The 20,275-nt window shown below is 63.9% G+C and carries 20 protein-coding genes; 14 read left to right on the forward strand and 6 right to left on the reverse strand.

Annotated features, from left to right (window positions below; genetic code table 11):
* Positions 1 to 25 precede the first annotated feature (25 nt).
* Positions 26 to 811 (reverse strand): hypothetical protein, encoded by a 786-nt coding sequence (locus ACFQ6Y_RS24365; RefSeq protein WP_378638113.1) that lies wholly within the window; start codon positions 809 to 811, stop codon positions 26 to 28.
* A 66-nt stretch (positions 812 to 877) separates the two neighbouring features.
* Here ACFQ6Y_RS24365 and ACFQ6Y_RS24370 point away from each other — a divergent pair, with 66 nt between their 5' ends.
* The 3 genes from ACFQ6Y_RS24370 to ACFQ6Y_RS24380 are packed head-to-tail and all read left to right on the forward strand — an operon-like array spanning position 878 to position 3,820.
* Positions 878 to 1,828 (forward strand): Ppx/GppA phosphatase family protein, encoded by a 951-nt coding sequence (locus tag ACFQ6Y_RS24370; RefSeq protein WP_003941975.1) that lies wholly within the window; start codon positions 878 to 880, stop codon positions 1,826 to 1,828.
* Positions 1,828 to 2,928 carry a hypothetical protein gene (locus tag ACFQ6Y_RS24375; RefSeq protein WP_378638116.1) on the forward strand — a complete coding sequence of 367 codons (1,101 nt, stop codon included), beginning with the start codon at positions 1,828 to 1,830 and terminating at the stop codon, positions 2,926 to 2,928. Before ACFQ6Y_RS24370 ends, ACFQ6Y_RS24375 begins: the two co-directional genes overlap by 1 nt.
* A 7-nt stretch (positions 2,929 to 2,935) precedes the next feature.
* On the forward strand, positions 2,936 to 3,820 hold the full coding sequence (locus ACFQ6Y_RS24380) for a sugar phosphate isomerase/epimerase family protein (protein ID WP_378447122.1): 885 nt from the start codon (positions 2,936 to 2,938) through the stop codon (positions 3,818 to 3,820).
* On the opposite strand, the gene ACFQ6Y_RS24385 is transcribed toward ACFQ6Y_RS24380, so the two are convergent.
* From ACFQ6Y_RS24385 to ACFQ6Y_RS24400, 4 genes are all read right to left on the reverse strand, one after another.
* A complete protein-coding gene (locus ACFQ6Y_RS24385) occupies positions 3,800 to 5,233 on the reverse strand; it encodes an HAD-IB family hydrolase (RefSeq protein WP_378638120.1) in 1,434 nt (477 codons plus the stop codon). The genes ACFQ6Y_RS24380 and ACFQ6Y_RS24385 overlap by 21 nt on opposite strands.
* Complete coding sequence (locus ACFQ6Y_RS24390; protein WP_378638124.1) at positions 5,230 to 7,566, reverse strand: glycerol-3-phosphate 1-O-acyltransferase; 2,337 nt, start codon at positions 7,564 to 7,566, stop codon at positions 5,230 to 5,232. The genes ACFQ6Y_RS24385 and ACFQ6Y_RS24390 overlap by 4 nt, the downstream gene beginning before the upstream one ends.
* A 3-nt stretch (positions 7,567 to 7,569) precedes the next feature.
* A complete protein-coding gene (locus ACFQ6Y_RS24395) occupies positions 7,570 to 9,036 on the reverse strand; it encodes a wax ester/triacylglycerol synthase domain-containing protein (RefSeq protein WP_378638129.1) in 1,467 nt (488 codons plus the stop codon).
* Between the two features lie 155 nt (positions 9,037 to 9,191).
* A complete protein-coding gene (locus ACFQ6Y_RS24400) occupies positions 9,192 to 9,815 on the reverse strand; it encodes a TetR/AcrR family transcriptional regulator (RefSeq protein ID WP_378537530.1) in 624 nt (207 codons plus the stop codon).
* 150 nt (positions 9,816 to 9,965) lie between these two features.
* Between ACFQ6Y_RS24400 and ACFQ6Y_RS24405 the strand changes: the two genes are divergently transcribed.
* The 7 genes from ACFQ6Y_RS24405 to ACFQ6Y_RS24435 all read left to right on the forward strand — a co-directional run bounded on the left by ACFQ6Y_RS24405 (position 9,966) and on the right by ACFQ6Y_RS24435 (position 15,411).
* Positions 9,966 to 10,604: a MerR family transcriptional regulator gene (locus tag ACFQ6Y_RS24405; RefSeq protein ID WP_378638132.1), complete on the forward strand. Its 639-nt coding sequence runs from the start codon at positions 9,966 to 9,968 to the stop codon at positions 10,602 to 10,604.
* Positions 10,601 to 11,446 (forward strand): thioesterase family protein, encoded by an 846-nt coding sequence (locus ACFQ6Y_RS24410; protein WP_378638137.1) that lies wholly within the window; start codon positions 10,601 to 10,603, stop codon positions 11,444 to 11,446. The genes ACFQ6Y_RS24405 and ACFQ6Y_RS24410 overlap by 4 nt, the downstream gene beginning before the upstream one ends.
* A 34-nt stretch (positions 11,447 to 11,480) precedes the next feature.
* Positions 11,481 to 12,296, forward strand: a complete 816-nt coding sequence (gene proC, locus ACFQ6Y_RS24415; RefSeq protein WP_378638142.1) for a pyrroline-5-carboxylate reductase — start codon at positions 11,481 to 11,483, stop codon at positions 12,294 to 12,296.
* A 126-nt stretch (positions 12,297 to 12,422) separates the two neighbouring features.
* The gene (locus ACFQ6Y_RS24420) at positions 12,423 to 12,659 is read left to right on the forward strand and encodes a helix-turn-helix domain-containing protein (RefSeq protein ID WP_003941845.1); all 237 of its coding nucleotides are present in this window, start codon (positions 12,423 to 12,425) and stop codon (positions 12,657 to 12,659) included.
* Positions 12,660 to 12,904: 245 nt separating this feature from the next.
* Positions 12,905 to 13,006 carry a 30S ribosomal protein bS22 gene (locus tag ACFQ6Y_RS24425; protein WP_003402602.1) on the forward strand — a complete coding sequence of 34 codons (102 nt, stop codon included), beginning with the start codon at positions 12,905 to 12,907 and terminating at the stop codon, positions 13,004 to 13,006.
* Between the two features lie 237 nt (positions 13,007 to 13,243).
* Positions 13,244 to 14,377, forward strand: coding sequence for an NAD-dependent epimerase/dehydratase family protein (locus ACFQ6Y_RS24430; RefSeq protein WP_378447128.1), 1,134 nt, complete (start codon positions 13,244 to 13,246; stop codon positions 14,375 to 14,377).
* Positions 14,374 to 15,411 carry a lysophospholipid acyltransferase family protein gene (locus ACFQ6Y_RS24435; protein WP_378537537.1) on the forward strand — a complete coding sequence of 346 codons (1,038 nt, stop codon included), beginning with the start codon at positions 14,374 to 14,376 and terminating at the stop codon, positions 15,409 to 15,411. The genes ACFQ6Y_RS24430 and ACFQ6Y_RS24435 overlap by 4 nt, the downstream gene beginning before the upstream one ends.
* 39 nt (positions 15,412 to 15,450) lie before the next feature.
* Here the strand turns inward: ACFQ6Y_RS24435 and ACFQ6Y_RS24440 are convergent, their stop codons facing one another.
* Positions 15,451 to 16,446 carry an HAD family hydrolase gene (locus ACFQ6Y_RS24440; RefSeq protein ID WP_378638147.1) on the reverse strand — a complete coding sequence of 332 codons (996 nt, stop codon included), beginning with the start codon at positions 16,444 to 16,446 and terminating at the stop codon, positions 15,451 to 15,453.
* A 200-nt stretch (positions 16,447 to 16,646) separates the two neighbouring features.
* Here ACFQ6Y_RS24440 and ACFQ6Y_RS24445 point away from each other — a divergent pair, with 200 nt between their 5' ends.
* The 4 genes from ACFQ6Y_RS24445 to hemC all read left to right on the forward strand — a co-directional run bounded on the left by ACFQ6Y_RS24445 (position 16,647) and on the right by hemC (position 20,265).
* Positions 16,647 to 16,907: a glutaredoxin family protein gene (locus tag ACFQ6Y_RS24445; RefSeq protein ID WP_003941953.1), complete on the forward strand. Its 261-nt coding sequence runs from the start codon at positions 16,647 to 16,649 to the stop codon at positions 16,905 to 16,907.
* Positions 16,908 to 17,048: 141 nt separating this feature from the next.
* Positions 17,049 to 17,936: a redox-sensing transcriptional repressor Rex gene (locus ACFQ6Y_RS24450; protein ID WP_042923244.1), complete on the forward strand. Its 888-nt coding sequence runs from the start codon at positions 17,049 to 17,051 to the stop codon at positions 17,934 to 17,936.
* On the forward strand, positions 17,933 to 19,294 hold the full coding sequence (locus tag ACFQ6Y_RS24455) for a glutamyl-tRNA reductase (protein WP_378537542.1): 1,362 nt from the start codon (positions 17,933 to 17,935) through the stop codon (positions 19,292 to 19,294). Before ACFQ6Y_RS24450 ends, ACFQ6Y_RS24455 begins: the two co-directional genes overlap by 4 nt.
* The gene (hemC, locus tag ACFQ6Y_RS24460) at positions 19,291 to 20,265 is read left to right on the forward strand and encodes a hydroxymethylbilane synthase (RefSeq protein ID WP_378447131.1); all 975 of its coding nucleotides are present in this window, start codon (positions 19,291 to 19,293) and stop codon (positions 20,263 to 20,265) included. The genes ACFQ6Y_RS24455 and hemC overlap by 4 nt, the downstream gene beginning before the upstream one ends.
* Positions 20,266 to 20,275 lie beyond the last annotated feature (10 nt).

Raw genomic sequence — 20,275 nt, forward strand, 5'->3', positions numbered from 1 at the left:
CCGAAATCTTTTGGTTTACGTGGAGTCAGCCCTGAGCGTTGTTCTGAGCGATCGTGGTCGCCGGGTGGACCGCTATGAGGCCGAGGCCGGCGCGACGCCTGCAGAGGCGAGCCAGCTCGTCGTACGCGCGCTTTCCGAGAAGCTCCGTCAGTTCCGGCCCGTAGGACTGCCAGACTTGCCGCTCCCCGACGTGAGCGTCGGGGGAGCCGGAGCAGTACCAGGCGAGGTCGTCGCCGCCCTCACCCCAGCCGCGGCGGTCGTACTCGGTGATCGTGGTCTTGAGGATCTGTACGCCGTCCGGCCGGTCGACCCAGTCCTGAGTGCGGCGGATGGGTAGCTGCCAGCACACGTCGGGCTTGACCTCGAGCGGCTCGATGCCCTTCTTGAGCGCCATGGAATGCAGTGCGCAGCCCTCGCCGCCGGCAAAACCCGGCCGGTTGAGGAAGATGCACGCTCCTTTGTAGCGGCGGGTGCGCAGCGCGGGCTCGTCCTCGAGGTCGTCTTCTTCGACGTAGCCCTTCTTGCCGAGGCCCTTTTCCATGTACTGCCAGTCTTCGGCTGTGAGCATTTTCACTGACGCATCGAGCTTGTCCTGATCCTCCTGATCGGAGAGGAAAGCGCCGTGCGAGCAGCAGCCGTCGTCCGGGCGGTCGCCGATGATGCCCTGACACGCCGGCGTGCCGAACACGCAGGTCCAATGCGAGAGCAACCACGTCATATCAGCGGAAATGAGGTGCTCGGAGTTCTCCGGATCGACAAATTCGACCCATTCGCGCGGGAAATCGAGATCGACCTCGGGGCTCGGAGTCATCTTGTGGGACCGGTCTGGGTTACCTGCTGTCACAAGGGCCGACGGTAGACCCAGTAACGTGGCGATGTGCGACTAGGGGTACTCGACGTCGGAAGCAATACCGTCCATCTATTGGTTGTGGACGCCCATCGGGGCGGCCACCCAACACCCATGAGCTCGACCAAGTCCACGTTGAGGCTGGCGGAGAACACCGACGACCGCGGCGATATCACCACGTCAGGAGCCGATCGGTTGGTCTCGACGGTCTCCGAATTCGCCGGTATCGCCAAGACGTCCGGATGTGAGGAAATGATGGCATTTGCCACTTCCGCCGTCCGTGACGCCAACAATTCCGAAGCCGTGCTCGCCCGCGTTCGCGCAGAGACCGGAGTCAATCTCGAGGTTCTCTCCGGGGTCGACGAAGCCCGTTTGACCTTTCTGGCAGTGCGCCGCTGGTACGGCTGGAGCGCCGGACGCATCCTGAACCTGGACATCGGCGGCGGCTCGCTCGAACTCACCGCAGGTGGTGACGAGGATCCGGACGTCGCCTTCTCACTGCAACTCGGTGCGGGACGGTTGACGCGCGACTGGCTTCAGGCCGATCCGCCGGGCAAGCGCCGGGTCGCAGTCCTGCGTGACTGGCTGGACGCGGAGCTGGTCGGACCAGCCAAGGAACTGCGCGCCGCCGGCGACTGGGACCGCACGGTCGGGACGTCGAAGACCTTCCGATCGCTGGCTCGGCTCACCGGCGCGGCCCCTTCTGCCGCAGGCCCCCGGGCCAAACGGACCCTGACTTCCAGCGGACTCAGGCAACTCATAGCCTTCATATCCAGGATGACGGCGGCGGACCGTGCAGAATTGGAAGGAGTGAGCTCGGATCGGTCACAGCAGATTGTGGCCGGCGCGCTCATCGCAGAGGCAACCATGCGGGCGCTCGGAGTGGACGAACTGGAAATTTGTCCCTGGGCACTGCGTGAGGGTCTGATTCTGCGAAAGCTCGACACAGAAATGGGCGGTGAATTGGTGGTGAGTGCTTGATGACCGAGGACAGTCAGCAGATTTCCGTAGCGGAACTGCTCAAGCGGAACGGTCAGAGCGTCGAATCCCGAGGTGGACGACGCCGGCGCGGCGTAGCCGGTGGCATCTCCGTCGCCGAACTGACGGGTGAGATCCCGATCGTTCGCCAGTCGGGATCGCGCGCGGCAGCCGAGCCCGAGTCGGCCGAACCAGCAGCGTCCGAGCCGGCAACCGCAGCGCCTGAAACTGCTGCACCGGCCGAGGCTGTTGCGGAAACCGCGAAGCCCACCGCGCCGGCACCGAAGGTTCCCGCCGACCGCACTGCCGCTTTCGCCGTTTCCTTCGACGACGACGATGACGACGAGCCGCAGGCACCCAAGGCCGAGTCGAAGCCGGTTGCCGCGCCGCCGACCACGACTCCGAAGCCGACTTCCACACCTTCGCCGGGACAGACCTCGAAGTCCTCGCCAGGACAGTGGGTGAGCCGGGCACCGCTCAACTCCTCGTCGCCGACGCAGGTAACGCAGGAACCGGCACTGCTGTCGGGTCAGACCCTGGCAGGTGACCTGATGCGTCAGGAACGTGCCGCAACCCAGTCACCGTCGTTGCGTCCGCCGATCCTGCCGCCGCGTGTCCCCACTCCCGTCGCCAAGACACCTGCTCCGGCCGCCCCGGACGACAGCACCGAACTGATCGACAAGATCGCAGAAGCGGATTCCAGCGAGGCCGAATCGACCGCAGTGGTCGATCTGGTCAAGGCGCCGGCAGTCACTGACAGTGCAAAAAAGTCCACTGCCGTCGCTGAGCCCGAGACTGATGTCGAAGCCGAACCGGCCGCGGAAGAGGCCGGCGAACGTAACTCGATCCGTGAATGGGCAGTGCTTGCCGGTCAGGTCGTCGTCGCACTGATCGTCGGCGGCGCGATGTTCAAGGGCTTCGAGAAGCTGTGGGACATGCTGCCGTGGGTGGCGTTGGTGCTCGCGCTGATCGTGATCGTCGGCCTGGTGGCCGTCGTGCGGGTTCTGCGCAAGACGGACGACATCACGAGTTTTGTGATCGCGGTGGTCGTCGGCATGATCGTGACGCTCGGTCCATTGGCGTTCTTGTTGACTTCGGGTTGATCGGACGATGATCGGGGGATCGCAGCGCAGAATTCGTCGGCCGATAGCCGTCGGCTTGTCGACGGCTTCGGTGTATCCGGAGAACACGGAAGCAGCATTTCGTTACGCCGCCGATCTCGGATACGACGGTGTCGAACTGATGGTGTGGGCCGAATCCGTCAGCCAGGATGTCGGTGCTGTTGCTGCCCTCGTTCGCAAATATGCGATCCCGGTGCAGGCTGTGCATGCGCCGTGTCTGCTGATTTCGCAGCGCGTGTGGGGATCCGATCCGGTCGAGAAACTCGAGCGTTCGGTTCGCACCGCCGAAACCTTGGGTGCGACGACGGTGGTCGTCCACCCACCGTTCCGGTGGCAGCGCAAGTACGCCGAAGGCTTCGCCGAACAGGTTGTCGACCTCGAATCGAAGAGCAGCGTCGTCGTGGCGGTGGAGAACATGTTCCCCATGCGCGCGGACAGCTTCTTCGGCGGTAAAGACAAGTCTGCGGAGCGTCTACGCAAACGTGGCGGTCCGGGCGCGGCGCTGTCGGCATTCAGCCCGTCGTACGACCCGACCGATTCCGATCACGCTCACTACACACTCGACCTGTCGCACACCGCGACGGCGGGCATGGATGCCTTGGAGTTGGCCTCCCGGATGGGTAGGGGACTCGAGCATCTGCACCTGGCCGACGGTCGCGGGGCGTCGATGGACGAGCACTTGATCCCCGGGCATGGTTCACAGCCGTGCGCGGAGTTGTGTCAGCAGTTGGCCGCGAGCGAATTCAGCGGCCAGGCCGTCATCGAGATCAACACTCAGAACGCGCGTACCAGGCGGGAGCGGTCGTCGATGCTGGCGCAGGCGCTCGCGTTTGCACGCGAGCACCTGGCACGTTCAGCGGTGGCCGGCAAGTAGCGCAGCTTCGAACTGCGCGCGTACCTTCTCGACGTGCGCGTCGAGGTCCTTGGTCTCCCAGCCTTCGGTCGAGATGGGATCGAGCACCGAGACGTAGACCGGGCCCGGATGGGCGACAAGCGAATTGCGCCACATTCTTTCGCCCGCGTTGTGAATCACCACGGGCACGATCGGCACACCGGCCTGGATCGCCAAGTGGAATCCACCTTTCTTGAACGGGCCCAGGCGTGGTGTCGGAGAACGGGTGCCCTCCGGAGCGATGACTATCGAGACGCCGTTCTTCAGCTTGTCGACCGCCGGCTGCAATGCGGCCTTCGCCTTGGTGGTGTCCGTGCGGTCGATGTAGGCGACGTCGAGCAGTGCGCCGACGGGCATGAACCGCGGATCGCTTGCCGCTTCCTTCTTCGCGACGCCGGTCACGTCACGCTTGATCACGGTGCCCAGGACCAACATGTCCAGGGAACTCTGATGATTGAACATGAATACCGCCGGACGGTGATCCCACACGTTGTGCTCGCCGTCGATCTCGACGTCGATGCCCAGCAGTGAGAGCGAGATGTCGGGGCCGTACGTGCCGACCAGGTTCGCTCCCAGTTGACGGTTCCCGGTGACAATGCCTGCCGACGCACCGAGGGCGGCGGTTGCTGCAAGCGCGCCCATGGCCGTCGCCGTTCGGATCGTGGAGATCGGTGTTGCGCCACGTTGCGGTTTACGCAGGCTGACCGAGGGCCAGTGATTGCGCAATGCGATCTTGGCCAGACCACGGTCGGGATTCAGTGCGACAGGTCGCCCGACGGCCTCGAGCATGAAAACATCTTCGACGCCGTTGGAGTACGCAAACGCGTTCTTCAAGTCGGCGCCCATCGTCTCGGCATATCCCGCAAGGGCATTGGCTTTGGCCGGACCCCACAGAGCGGGTGAGGACAGTTCGCCGGTCAGCATGCCGTCGACGACTTCGGGTTCGGTGCACAGCACGTCTTCGATGTCGAGATCTTCGGCGACGTATTTGGCCTGGAACGGAGTCGCCGACGTGGCCATCACGATGGTGTGGCCGGCGCGCCGGTGCGCAGCCAGAAGCCCGCGTGCTTCCGGGTAGATCATCGCGGCGATCTCCTGCTTGAACAACCGTCGGCCCCAGTCGTTCAGTTCCTCGACGGTCCGGCCGCCCAGGGCGCGAACGCCGATGTCCATCAGTGCTCCGACATCAGCGCCACGGAACTGCGTGTCGATCGCGGCACCGGTGGTGCGCAACAGTTCACCGACGCTGATGTCCAAGCGTCGCAGGCGGTCTCGGTACACAACGCTGGCCGAGTACCCGCTGATCAAGGTGCCGTCGAGATCGAAGGCGGCGATCGTTCCCGGTCCGGGCGGGGCGGCTTCGATGGCGGAGTGCAGACGCTCGAGTCCGGTCACAGTCCTACTTCCTCGTTCGCGGCGGGCGCTCGGTTTGCTTCTGGAATGGTCACTACCGCAGCGGCGTCCGGTACCGGCATCGCCACCTGATCGAGTCGCGCATGCGCGAGTGCGCGAAGGTGACGCAGGCGCTCGACCTGAACCTTGATCTCGGCAGCGAATGCCAGGCGCCGGGCCCGGACTCCGTCGTCGTCGACTTCGATCAAGTTACGGTTGCGCGCCAAATTCAGTGCGGTGGCGAACAATTCGCCGGAGACGGATTCGTTGCTGGCGATCTGCTGCCGCAGTCGACGCTGATGTGCGACGTCGATACAGTTGCTGATGAACGACTTCTCGTCGAACGACGTCGAAATCGGCGCGAGCACAAGCTGATCGGCGACAACCTGGTACGCCTCGAGGAACGGTTGGAGCACGCGGTGCGCGAGGTACGGGCGAACCGTCTCGATCATGTGCTCGGTTCGTTTGTCGTCGGCCATGACGGTTTCCCACTCGGGGTCGATCAACGTCAGCTCGGTCCGCATCTCCTGCTCGAATGTGTCCCGGTCGCTGAAGAAGAACTCGAATTTCAACAAATCTCGGATGCGCTTGGCCTCGGCCCACCCGTCCCCGATGGGATCCTCGAACCGCTCTTCGACGGCTGCCTGGAGTACCAGTTCGGTGATGGCACGCACGACAAGAAAGTGAATCGTGTTGTTGCGGTAGAAGGCAGCGACAAGATGCTGGTCCTTGCCGAGGTAGAAGACCTGCTCGCCGCCGCGATCGAAGCGCTCGAGCACACCGGACTCGACGTGTGTCTGCAACGCCTTCTCGATGACACGCGGATCGGACAGTTCGACGTCGCCGGCGATCGGAAGGTTGCGCGCGGTGATGTACCCGAACAGCGGCGTGAGGATCGCCGTGAGTTCGCGAACGGTCAACGCCCGGTCTTCGATTCCGAGGAACGCCAACATCGCCAGCGAAGACACGGTCACCGGCGTGACCTCGTTGATTCGGTGACACACCTCGATTCCGGCCTTTTGAATGGCGAGGCGCTGGTCGGTTTCCTGGCTGAGTGCGTCCGCGAGTGAGAGCGGCCTGCCGATGGTCACGTGCGCGACGCCGTTGCGCTTGCCCTGTGCACGTACGTAACCCACCATCCAGCGTAGGCCTTCCGGTGTCTTCTCGGCGCCGAGCGCCTCGGCCGCCATGGCCCCGACTTCGTAGAGTTGGTCGTAGCTCAGCGCGACCGGGACGAGGTACACGTCGGATGCGCCGCTGACCTGAAAGGCCTTGGTCAGGTAGGTCAGGAGACCGAAGCGCGGCGGGCGTAGTTTCCCGGTGCGCCCGCGTCCACCCTCGATGTACCACTCCAGATTGAAGCGCTTGGTCAGCAGGTAGCGCATGTACTCGTGCATCGACCACTTGTAGACCTCGTCGTTGCCGATGCTTCGACGAATGAAGACGGTGCCGCTGCGTTTGAGGATCGAGCCCATGGGCCAGAAGCTGATGTTGAGTCCGCCCATGACGTGATTGAGCGGCAAGCCGTTCGCGATCAACGCCGGACGCAGGACGAGGGGATCGAGATACGAACGGTGACTGGGGAGGAAGACCAGTGAGTGTTCCTTGTTCAGCTCACGGAGTTCCTCGAAGCGGCTCGTGTCCACGTCCAGCTTGTAGGCGCGAGCGAAGTAGCGGCCCAGGCGATCCCACACCGCGATGGCTTGGCGACTCTGGGTGGCAACCATTTCTTCGAGAGCTTCACGCGCACGACGATCGACGTCGGCGACGGCGATGTTCAACCGGTCGGCCAAAGCCATGACCTCGGTGGCGAACCGGCGAGTGTCGGTGATCTCGTCGACGACGAACCGCGACACCTTGTACTGGCCACCCAGTAGGCCCAACTCGGCGCGCTCGAGCGCCAGTGCGGCCTGACGACGGATGAACTCGGGTAGCGAACCGCCACCGCTCTTTTCGAGGCGACGCTCGAGATCGCTCAGTGGCGCGGGTTCACCTTCGATGACCTGGCACCGCGACGGGTCGGTGCGCAGGGTTCTGCGCTGCGCGCCGCGTCCGGGGTGGAGGGGGTCGCGTGGTGCCAGTGCATCGCGCACCCGCACCGCGACGTTGTGTTTGGTATGGGTGTCCGGGATCCACACCACGCGAAGCGGCGCGAGCATCGGGTCGTCGGTCCGCGCCGCCAGTTCGGCCAGGGTCTTGTCGGTGATGTTGACGGTGACCGGCCGCGTTTCGGATGCGGTTGCCTTGTCGGCAAGCCACTTTCGCAGTACACCGGCCTCGGCCTCTGTCATGGTTTCGGTGAGGTACACGCGCGGGTTGGTCGTGTTTTCGCTCATGACTCACGCACCTTCCGTTGGAACTCCGAGAGCCACGATCTCGTCCAGGCTCTCCTGCAGGCACTGCATCAGCAAGGCGGGTTTCGTGATCGCAGCGGTGTCGAGATTGATTCCGATGCAGCAGACTCCGACATGGGAGACCAGCGTTGCCATTGCCGCGCAACCGGGCGCCGGCCCGAACGGGAACATACGCTCGATCTTCGCTCCGGCGAGATACACCGGCACCGGTACGCCGGCGACGTTGCTCGCTTGCAGGTCCAGTCCAGTCGACTGGGACAGATACCAGTTCGCGAGCAGATAATTTGGCAGGCGGGCGAGGATCGGGGCAGCGACGTCGAGAGCGTCCAACGCCGGTTCCTCACGCAGACCCAGGACGATTTCTCGTACCTGCCTGATGCGTTTGGCCGGATCGGTCTCGGCGACCGGGCCGTTGAAGCGGACTGCTGCAAACCGGTTGCCGCCGTTGGCATCCGCGCCGGTACGCATACTGATCGGCATACCCATCGGAATGCTGTCGACGGATTGCCCGAACGATTCGTGGTAGCGACGGAACCCGCCGAGCAGGGCAGCAACGTACGCGTCGTTGAGTGAACCGCCGGCAGCTTTCGCCCCGGCCTTGAGCTCGGGAACACCCACCTCGAGAGTTCCGAACCACCGTCCGAGACCACGATCGTGGAGCAGTGGGGAACCGGAACGAGCCGGGGGAGTGACGATCTTGCGGAGTGAATTGGCGTAACCGAGGACCTCGGAAGCCGTCGTGATCGGACTCGAGATCGCCGTGGTCGCAACATTGGTAGCGCCGCGGACCAGCTTGGCGATACGCGAGGGCGCCCGCCGGATCTCGCTGACGACCTCCTCGCCGAAGGCGCCTACCGAAGACAGGTGCTCAGGAGCCGGCGGCGTGCGGTCGGGCTTGTTCGGGGTGGGATCCGGGCGCCTGCTGTGCAGGAGCGTCATCATCTGGATGCCACCCATGCCGTCGGTGATGGAGTGGTGAGTCTTGACCACGAACACGGCGCGACCGTCGTCGAGACCTTCGATGAGCAGCGCGCTCCACGGCGGCCGAGCCTTGTCGAAAGGTTCGGTGGCTAGGTGGCGACACATGCGCAGCGCGTGATCGAAATCCGCGGGTGCAGGCAAGCGAACCCGTCGTAGGTGATAGCCGATGTCGAACTCCGGATCAACGGACCACACCGGATTACCCAACTGCATCGCCGGTTCCACCGCTCGCATACGAATGCGCGGAACCACGTGCGATGCCCACTCGACTGCGTCGAGCAGACGGGCCCAGTCCGGGGCACGATCGAGAACCTCTACCGCAACGATCGGTGAGCGCAGTTGCGGCTGCGCCTCTTCCATCCGCCACATTCCAGTCTCGAAGTCGGACATCGTGCGGTTCGCCCCCCAGGCGACCGCGGAAAGGTCGACGTCGACCGCGCTAGGAGGAACAAATGGATTGCTGTTGGCCATACGTCAAGAACTCCCTCGGTCTGCGGATCCACCCCGCGCATCTCTGCTTCTAAGTGTGGACCCGCGACCGTGGGCGCGTCCCGGTTTCGGTGTCAGCCGGGAGGTGTGACGTTCGTCAGTTAAGGGCTAATCGGACATGCCGGGAAGATCAGTGATCAAGAAGTGACGCCGACGGCTTTCAGGGCTATCTCGCGGTAGAGGACACTGACTTCGCGTGGAGTCTGCGGTCCGTCGAGTCGATACCAGAGGACGACGGACTGACACATGCCCAGCAGTGCGCGGCCCGTTCCGGTGATGTCGGGGACCGTGAACTCACCGCTCTCGACGCCTGCCGTCAGTACGTCGACGAGTAGGTTCTCGAGCTTCTTTCGCTTGGCCGCGTAGCTCTTTCGTTCCGCGTCCTCGAGGTATCGGAGTTCGGAATCGAGGAAAGCTATGTCGGAGCGACTGGTCATGTGCAGGACGCAGGCCTCGATGAGATTGCCGAACTGTGTCGTCGGTGACGGGCCGGCAGCGTCGACGGCAGCGCTCGCGCGCGCGGTGACGTTCTCGATTCCCGGTTCCATCAGTGCGACGAGGATGCCTTGTTTGTTGCCGTGGTGGTAATACAGTGTCGGCACGGTGACGCCGGCGCGTTTGGCAATGTCGCGAACCGATGCTCCGTGGTAGCCGAGTTCGTGGAACACCTCGAGTGCGGCGGTGAGCAGGGGAGTCAGCGCCAGTGGTTCGACGATGCGCCACTGTTCGTCGGGCTGAGCCTCCGACTGCAAATCCGTCATTCCGCCTGTTCGCTCCGTTCGGAAATTTCTGGTGGTGTGCGCAAAGAAGGTTCAACCCTAGCGCAAGGCGTGTCCTCCTTACCGATGCTCGGCCACCATTGGATAGCATCACTATCCAGTAATGGGCCGAGCGAATTGGACGGAGGAGCGGTGAAGGTTTCCGAACTGGCCGCACAGTCCGGCGTGGCTCTGGCCACGATCAAGTACTACCTCCGTGAAGGTCTGCTGATGCCTGGTGAGCCGACCAGCGCAACGGGAGCGAGGTACGGCGAACAGCACGTCCGGCGACTCGCGTTGATCAGGGCCCTGGCCGGGGCGGGACTCGCGATTCCACGGATTCGCGCGGTGCTCGAACTGGTGGACAGTGACGAGCGATCCGAATTCGAGACTTTCGGCCGCGCAATCGCGCAACTACCTCCGTACGTCGAACTTGAACCGGATCCAGAGTTCCCCAGAGCTCGCAAGGTTCTGGAGTTTCTCGGTCAGGTCTTCGAGCCGAGGTACGTGGCGGTCGCGCACCTCGAGCGGGCACTGATCGGCCTCGAGGATGCCGGACTGAGCCTCTCGGACGAGCGATTGCGCGCCTACGGCGAGCACATCCGAGGGATCGCCGAAGTGGAAATCGAGCTGATGCCTACCAGTTCGACCGAGGACGGCATTCGCTATGCGGTCCTCGGAACCGCCATGTACGAACCCGTCCTGACAGCTTTGCGACGCTTGGCGCACCAAGACTTGGCCGCACGACATTTCCCGCAACACCGAGAAAGCATTGAACAGGAAAATCGATGAGCACCAGCCCCTTTCAAGATCTCAATCGCCTCACCTCGCTCGGCGACGGGCGGTACACCGCAACGATCGACCCGATCTGGACCATCGGGCCGAAAGTGCACGGCGGCTCCATGATGGCCGTGTGTGCTGCTGCGGCGCGTCAATGTCTGCGAGACGGCGCAGGTGAGAACGACTCGCTTCTGAAGATGCAGCCACTCGCGGTGAGCGCCAACTATCTCTCCGCCCCCGACCCCGGTGAAGTCGACTTGGAAGTGACGGTCCGCAAGCAGGGACGGCAGGTCGCGTTGTTCGACGTCGAATTGAGCCAGGCCGGTCGCAGCGCTGTTCGCGCGGCGGTCACGCTCGGATTCCCGGACGACGGCGACCCGACATTTGTCACTGCCTCGTCGATCGACGACATGTCACCGGAACCGCCGGAGAATGCGGTGGCAGTCATCGGTGATCATCCGATGGCTCAGGTCGTGCACGTCGGGCAGGGCTGCGACATGCGAATCGACACCACCTCGGCGCACTTCCTGACAGGGAGCCAAGGCGAGGCCGAGGTCAGGATGTGGGTCCGCCCCCGGCCCGAGGACGAGAACGATCTCGACACCGCTGTGCTGTTCGCCATCATGGCAGGTGACATCAGCGCGCCGGTGACGATGAACCGCGGCTTGTTCGGGTGGGCGCCGACAGTGCAGTTGACGACGTACCTGCGCCGACTGCCGACACCGGGATGGCTTCGTGTGCGAGCAAGTTCGGATGTTCTGGGCAGCACGTGGTTCGAAGAGGACCACGCAGTCCTCGATTCGGCGGGAGCGGTTGTCGTACAGAGCCGTCAGCTGGCGATGATGCCCCGCTAGGGTCGATCGCTGCGGTCGTGGCAGGCTGTTCGCCATGACAAGAATTGCGATTATCGGTGGCGGCAAGATCGGCGAGGCGCTGATCTCCGGGCTGTTGCAGGCCGGCCACGCCATCAAGGATCTGGTTGTCGCTGAGCAGTATCAGCCTCGCGCAGACGAATTGATTGCCGAATACTCCATCCGCGTCAGCACGGTCGCCGATGCTGCGGAGGGTGCAGACGTCATCGTCATCGCGGTCAAGCCCAGCGACGTCGAATCAGCGCTCACCGCGTTGACGAAGGTCGACCTGGACGGTGACCTCGAGCAGTTGATCGTTTCCCTTGCGGCGGGAATCCCCACCGGGTTCTTCGAAACGCGTCTGCCGGCAGGGTTCCCGGTCGTCCGCGTCATGCCGAACACCCCCATGTTGGTGGGGGAGGGCGTGAGCGTTTTGTCACCCGGACGCCACGTCAAGGCCGAGCATCTCGAGCTTGTACGCGGCATCCTCGGCAGCGTCGGCAAGGTAGTCACAGTTCCCGAATCGCAGATCGACGCGGTCACGGCTGTCTCGGGTTCCGGGCCGGCCTACTTCTTCTTGGTTGCCGAAGCGATGATCGACGCGGGGGTCGGTCTCGGCCTGACGCGCCCGGTCGCTACCGAATTGGTGGTGCAGACGATGGTCGGTTCCGCAGCGATGCTCGATCGCACCGGCGACAGCGCAACGGATCTTCGCGCCGCGGTGACGTCACCGGGCGGAACGACGGCTGCAGCGCTGCGTCAGCTCGAAGCGGGCGGCCTGCGGACGGCGTTCTTCGATGCCTTGGATGCGGCAAAGACGCGCTCGGCCGCGATGGGTGCAGCTGCGGAATAGACGTCCGTTTAGCCACACCCGTCGCTTTAACCCCACCAGTACAGCTAAGCTCGACTTAGTACGTACGTGTCTGTTCCGCCGGAGGGGAAGCCGGCGGCGCGAGTCGTGCTGGAGGTATGTGGATTAATGGTGTCTGCAAACAAGCCGTCCATGGGTTCGTCCCACGACGGAAAGCCGGCAGTGGCCGGCACGCAATTCCTCACTGTTGCTGAGGTAGCAACTTTGATGAGGGTGTCGAAAATGACTGTGTACCGGTTGGTACACAGTGGCGAATTGCCCGCTGTACGAGTGGGCCGTTCGTTCCGTGTACATGCGAAGGCAGTGCACGATTACCTCGAAACCTCGTACTTCGATGCCGGCTGACCAGTCGGTTCGAAGCGGATGACCTCGGCGTGAGCCGAGTCGCGGGCACAGCGGTTGCTGTGCCGGAGGCTCGGTTTATGCCGAGTGAGTCCACACCGGTACGATGAGTCACTGTCGTACCAGCAAGCTGGTGTCGTAAGGCGCTGAGCTAGTTAAGAACGAGGGCCAGGCGCCAATTGCTTGGCGCAGGCGTACGTGACCGGCGTGCGCAGGAACGCTAGAGAAGAACGTGAGGGACACCCGCTATGGGTTCAGTGATCAAGAAGCGTCGCAAGCGCATGTCGAAGAAGAAGCACCGCAAGCTGCTTCGTCGTACCCGAGTACAGCGCAGGAAACTCGGTAAATAAGCAATACCTGTTGATGCCCGCCGCCCCTTCCGGGGTGGCGGGCATCGACGTATTTTAGGGGAGGGGCGACGTATCTCCGGGGAGAGATGTGTCGGCCGTCTCATTGTCTGGGCGGTTTGTCTTGAATGACCGAAATCTGGGTAGTCAGCGCGGGACCCCCTCTGCCCGTAAAGTGGGGGAAAATCGCGGGAGGGACGCTTCGGCAGAGCGCGTTTCTACTGGATATGGGGGTACTTGGTGGTTGAAGGTGACAACACTTCAGGGGGCACGGCGCCTCGCGTCGTACTGGTGACCGGGGCGAGCAGATTCCTCGGCGGCTACCTGGTTACCAGGCTTGCGCAGAATCCGTCGATCGAGCGTGTCATCGCCGTCGACGCGGTCAGTCCGAGCAAGGACATGATGCGCAGAATGGGCCGCGCGGAATTCGTGCGAGCAGACATCCGCAATCCGCTGATCGGCAAAGTGATCCGAAACGCCGAGGTCGACACCGTCGTGCATGCGTCGACGCTTCAGAAAGCCCCCAAAGCCGGCAGCCGCGCCGCGATGAAGGACATGAACGTCATCGGCGCCATGCAACTGTTCGCGGTCTGCCAGAAAGCTCCGACGGTTCGCAAGGTGGTTCTGCGCTCGGCCTCGGTCGTTTACGGGTGCAGTGCCAAGGACCCCGCTCAGTTCACCGAAGAAATGAGTGCGCGCCGCCGGCCGCCGGGCGGATATGCCCGCGACAGTCTCGAGATCGAGGGATACCTCCGCGGGATGGGGCGTCGGCGTCCCGACATCTCGGTCGGGATTCTGCGGTTGGCGCCGCTGATCGGACCTCAACTGACGGCAACTGTCGGGCATTACGTCACCGCCCCGCTCGTGCCGACCATCGTCGGGCGGAACGCGCGTCTGCAATTGCTCCACGTCGAGGATGCCCTCGCAGCGTTGGAGAAGGCGACCATCGGACACGCCTCGGGTACGTACAACATCGCCGGCGACGGAGTGGTGATGATGTCGCAGGCGATCCGCCGGGCAGGAAGGGTCGAAGTTCCGATGCCGCTCGCGCTGTTCCGCAGTGTCGGGAGCGCGTTGGTGGGATCGTCCATGAGGCTGTACACCGACGAGCAACTCGAATACTTCCGGTTCGGCTGCGGACTCGACACCACTCGCATGCGCAGCGAATTGGGGTTCGAGCCGCGATGGACCACCATGCAGGCACTCGACGATTTCATGCGTGCGATGCAGACCCGCCGGATCATCAAGTCCGAGTGGATCGATCGGGCCGAGAATGCGTTGACCACGATCCTCGGCGGTGACGCCGCCGCGGCGAGCGCAAGTGCAGACGTGATGCACATGCCGTTGTCGCGGCAAAGTGCGGTGAAGGGGTGACTGACGTGGCGAAGGTAATTCCCCTGAGACCCAGCGCAACTCACACCGGAAAGTCGGCAACCTCGCGCTCGCGTGAGTCCGTCACGGGCACGGAGCGTGACATCCGTGAACAAAGTGAGCGTCGGCATCCGTCCGGAGCGTCCTCGGCGGCCGACCACGGCGGTGAGAGCACATTCGTCGATGCGGCCAGGTCCGCGATCGTCGACCAGATCGGCTCGGCGGCAGAATTTTTCCGACGTCGGGTGTCCGGTGACTACGAGGTCGACGAGTTCGGATTCGATCCGCATTTCGCGGACAACGTCGTCATGCCGATGTTGCGGCCGTTGTTCGAGAAGTGGTTCCGCGTCGAGGTCAGTGGGATCGAGAACATTCCCCTCACCGGGGGAGCACTGGTGGTTGCCAATCACGCCGGCGTGATTCCGCTCGACGGTCTGATGACGTCGGTCGCAGTGCACGATCATCATCCGGCGCATCGCCCGCTGCGAATGTTGGCTGCGGACATGGCTTTCGAGATGCCGGTGGTGGGCGGTCTGGCGCGCAAGGCCGGTCACACGTTGGCGTGCAACCCCGACGCCGAGCGTCTGCTCAACGACGGTGAAGTCGCGGCGGTGTTCCCGGAGGGATTCAAGGGGATCGGGAAGCCGTTCAGTGAGCGGTACAAGTTGCAGCGGTTCGGGCGCGGTGGCTTCGTGTCGGCCGCAATGCGTACCGGTGTTCCGATCATTCCGTGCTCGATCGTGGGTTCGGAGGAGATCTATCCGAAAATCGGTGATCTGACCACACTCGCGCGTGTTCTCGGGTTGCCGTATTTTCCGGTGACACCACTGTTCCCGCACTTTGGGCCGCTCGGCCTGGTTCCGTTGCCGTCGAAGTGGTACATCGAGTTCGGAAAGCCCATCGTCACCGACACTTTCGAGAGCGGTGCCGCCGACGATCCGATGGTCCTGTTCGAGGTCACGGACCACGTTCGAGAGACGATTCAGCAGACGCTGTATCGGCTGTTGGCCAAGCGTCGCAACGTCTTTCTCGGCTGAGTTCGGTCCGGATCGCCAGGCGATCCGGACCGAACCCGCTCAGGCGTTCTGTTCTTTGCGCCTGGCAAGAATTGCCGCGAGCGCCCCACCGACCGCTCCGAGCACCAGCGCCGTCGGTACGCCGATCTTGGCGGCCTTTCGTCCGGTGCGGAAATCGCGAACTTCCCAACCGCGGTTCTTCGCGAGTTCACGAAGATCTGCGTCGGGATTGATCGCCACAGGCGTCCCCACCAACGAGAGCATCGGAACGTCGTTGTGGCTGTCGGAGTAGGCGGAACAGCGCTTGAGATTGAGTCCTTCACGTACGGCCAATGTCCGCACGGCGTGAGCCTTGCCCATGCCGTGCAGGATGTCGCCGACGAGTCGGCCGGTGAAGACGCCGTCCTCACTCTCGGCGACGGTGCCCAAGGCGCCGGTCAGTCCCAGTTTCTCGGCGATGACCTGAGCCAGTTCGACCGGAGTCGCCGTCACCAACCACACCTGCTGTCCGGCGTCGAGGTGCATCTGAGCCAACGCCCTCGTGCCTGGCCAGATCTTGTCGGCGATGACCTCGTCGTAGATCTCCTCGCCGAGGCGGGCGAGTTCGGCGGTGGATCGGCCGGCCACGAAGGACAGTGCTTTCTCGCGGCCTTCCGCGACGTCGTCACTGCTTTCTCTGCCGGTAACTCGGAACTTGATCTGCTTCCACGCGAAATCGACCAGATCCGAGGTCTTGAGATACTTGCGAGCAGCGAGACCCCGGGCGAAGTGGATGATCGATGCACCCTGCACCATGGTGTTGTCGACGTCGAAGAATGCAGCGGCCGTGAGGTCGCGCGGAACAGTCGGCGGCTCTTCGCCGGTTTCGGGTTCTGTGGGGTTGGCAGCTTCGTGCAACGCCAGGGCTGCATCGGCACTCGCTTCGCCGGCGAGATTGGCTCGAACTTCCGACTCACTCGGGCCCAGCGGATTCTTCACATGGCGACGCCCGGGGAGTATGACCCCGGCCAGCCCTGATCCGAATCCGGAGCCGTTCGGTAGTGATCGCGCAGGCACCCGCACCTCCCGTGTTGCACTCTCGAGCAGAGAACTCTTCGAGTCAGCCTATCCTCCGCGATGAGGCCCGATGGGTTGGATGGCGACCTTCCCTGTGGTGTGTGACGTTCCTCTCCGCCGATTTGGTATCGAGTGGGGCTCTGGAGGCACACTCGACCGATCAAGTAGATGGCATCCCAGCAGAAGAAAGGTATGCGTCGATGACTGCAGCTACGCATGAAGTAACCCTGTTGACACGCGCAGGATGCGCGTCCTGCGTCGGCGCGGCGGAGGTACTACGACGGGTCTGTTCCGAGTTCGAGCTGGAATTGACGTGCATCGACGTAGACGAAGCTGCCGCGACCGATCCAGAGCTGAGAGCGGAGTACGGAGACAGATTGCCGGTCATTCTTCTCGACGGACGCGAGCACGGTTACTGGGAAGTTGACGAAGAACGCCTTCGCGACGATTTACGCAAGTAAGGCAACCCTCAAAGTTGTGCGCGGAGCCGCTTTGCAGGTGAACGGCACATCGCACCCGTCTCGAGCAACTTTGTGCATGGGTTCACAAGCGGTTACCGTGGTGTGAACATTCCCCCCGGAGCATCGTGGAGGTCGACAGTCGTGTCGACCGGACGAGGAGCCAGCGACGTGACCGAACCGCACCAGACGCATGAGCCTGTGGCTCAGCGCGTCACCGGCGCTGCGGGCTCTTCTGTCACCGACGCTGCCAGCGCCTCGGTCACCGACCCGATCGCTCAGGATCGCGTCATCCCCCAGGCTACGGTGACGCGCTTGGCCGCATACCTGCGGGTCCTCGGAGTGATGTCCGACCGGGGTACCTCCATCGTCTCGAGCGAGGAACTAGCCCAGGCGTCAGGCGTCGGATCAGCGAAATTGCGTAAGGATCTGTCGTTCCTCGGGCCCAACGGCGTCCGCGGCGTCGGGTACGACGTCAACAGGCTCCGCATCCGCATCGAGCGTGCACTCGGACTCGATCGTGGGCACAAGGTCGTTCTCGTCGGCGTCGGAAACCTCGGCAAGGCGCTGGTCGGCTACGGCGGATTCAGCCGCCGCGGTTTCGAGATGGTCGGACTCTTCGACAGTGACGCAGATCGAATCGGAAGCAGAGTCGGCGATCTCGTCGTGCGCAGCACCGAGGAACTGACTGTCGCCTGCCGCGAACTGAACGCGACCATCGGCGTCATCTCCACACCGGACGAGGCAGCGCAGGGCGTGTGCGACCAGTTCGTCAGCGCCGGGCTGCGCTGCATCATGAGTTTCTCGCCGATCGCCCTCGACGTTCCTGATCACGTGGAACTGCGGCGCGTCGATCTGGCCGTCGAGATGCAGGTTCTCTCCTTCAACAGTGCGCGCAATGCCGATCAGGCATCCAGCGCGCCGCGAGTACGCGTGGCTCACGCCGCATCCGCTTCGTCAGTTCCATCCACCAGTTCACCCGCTCCGGTCGGAGCAGGTTCGACAAGAAACGGATCAGTGATCGCGCCGTGAGTGTTCTGCTTGTCGGGGTCTCGCATCGAACCGCGCCCGTCCCGGTGCTCGAGCGAGTAGCTGTGACCGACACCGATCGTCCGAAGCTGATCGACAAGCTTCTGGCGTCCTCGCACATCTCCGAAGCGATGATCGTCTCCACCTGCAACCGGGTGGAGGTCTACGCGGTGGTGGACGCATTCCACGGTGCTCTCACCGAAGTCGGTGAAATCCTGGCCGACCATTCGGGTCTCGACCTGACAGCGCTGCACGCTCACGCTTACGTCCGCTACAGCGAAGCAGCGGTCGAACACCTCTTCGCGGTGGCCAGTGGCCTCGACTCGATGGTGATCGGCGAACAGCAGATTCTCGGCCAGATCCGTTCGGCCTACGCATCTTCGGATGCGCAGCAGGCCGCTGGACGCGTCGTCCACGAACTGGCTCAGCAGGCACTGCGCGTCGGTAAGCGAGTGCATTCCGAAACCGGAATCGACTCCGCCGGAGCGTCAGTCGTGTCCGTGGCTCTCGATCGTGCAGCCGGCATCATCGGCGAGGGCGGCCTGGTCGGCCGCACTGCCGTGGTCGTCGGGGCAGGCTCGATGGGCGGCCTGTCCGTCGCGCACCTCACCCGCGCCGGAATCGAACGCATCGTGGTCGTCAACCGGACACAGGAACGTGCCGAGCACCTCGCCGAGACGGCACGCTCCAACGGCGTCGACGCCGACGGTGTTGCCTTCGATCAGCTTTCGGCCGCGATGGCGCAGGCCGATGTCATGGTCACCTGTACCGGCGCGGTCGGGGCAGTGGTCACCCTGGCGGATGTGCACCTCGCACTCGCCGAGCCCGATCGCGACAACACCAAGCACCTGGTCATCTGCGACCTCGGGCTGCCGCGCGACATCGATCCCGCCGTCGCCGGCCTGCCGGGTGTCACCGTCCTCGACATGGAGACGCTGCAGCGTGATCCGGCGGCAGGCGCCGCCGCTTCCGACGCAGATGCCGCACGCACCATCGTTGCCGGTGAGCTTGCGACGTACCTCGCGGGACAGCGTCTCGCCGAGGTCACTCCGACCGTCACGGCTTTGCGTCAGCGCGCCGCCGACGTCGTCGAAGCCGAACTGATGCGGCTCGATTCGCGTCTGCCCGGCCTGGACGATCCGCAGCGCGACGAGGTTGCGCGCACCGTGCGCCGCGTCGTGGACAAGCTTCTCCACGCCCCGACTGTGCGCGTCAAGCAACTGGCGTCGGCCCCCGGCGGCGACTCCTACGCAGCAGCGCTGCGCGAACTCTTCGAACTCAGCCCCGGATCTCCCGCGGCCGTGGCCACACCCACCGATCTGGTGGACGGCGACCGCACTGGAAGGGACCTGCAGGCATGAGCGTCACCACCCCGCAATCGGGGAGCCCGCTGCGGATCGGCACTCGCGGAAGTCTTCTCGCGACCACCCAGGCCGGAACCGTGCGCGATGCGCTCATTGCAGCCGGACATCCCGCCGAGTTGGTCATCATCAAGACCAAGGGCGATCAGTCCACCGATCCCGTCCAGAAGATCGGCGTCGGAGTGTTCACCGCTGAGCTTCGAGAAGCCTTGCTGGACAACCGCGTCGACGTCGCAGTGCATTCCTACAAGGATCTGCCGACCGCGCAGGATCCACGTTTTGTCATCGCTGCGATTCCGCCGCGTGAAGATCCGCGCGACGCGCTCGTCGCCCGCGACGGTCTGGTCCTCGGCGAGCTTCCGGCCGGTTCCAAGGTGGGAACCTCGGCGCCGCGACGGGTTTCACAGCTGAAGGCACTCGGGCTCGGCCTCGACATCGTGCCGCTGCGGGGCAACCTGCAGCGTCGCCTCGGCAAGGTCGAATCCGGTGAACTCGACGCCGTGATCCTCGCCCGCGCCGGCCTGTCCCGGATCGGCCTGCTCGATCTCATCACCGAGAACATCGAGCCCGTACAGATGCTCCCCGCTCCGGCGCAGGGCGCTTTGGCCGTCGAATGCCTTTCTGCCAATACGGAGTTGGCAGCAATTCTGGCCGAGCAGGACGACGCGGGTACCCGAGCGGCAGTCACTGCCGAGCGTGCACTTCTCGCCGAGTTGGAAGCCGGCTGCACCGCGCCGGTCGGTGCGATCGCGGAAATCGTCGAATCCCTCGACGACGACGGCAGAATCTTCGACGAACTGTCGGTACGCGGCTGCGCAGCCGCCATCGACGGCTCGGACGTCATCCGTACCGGCGCCGTCGGTGCGCCGGACAAGGCCGAGGAACTCGGCCGAGCGGTAGCGCGCGAGTTACTCGAACTCGGCGCCCGAGAGTTGATGAACGTGACTACAGGCGAGGCAGCCGATGTTTGACGCCCCACTT

The sequence above is a fragment of the Rhodococcus sp. NPDC056516 genome (assembly GCF_042794655.1).
In the GTDB taxonomy this organism is placed as follows: Bacteria; Actinomycetota; Actinomycetes; order Mycobacteriales; family Mycobacteriaceae; genus Rhodococcus_F.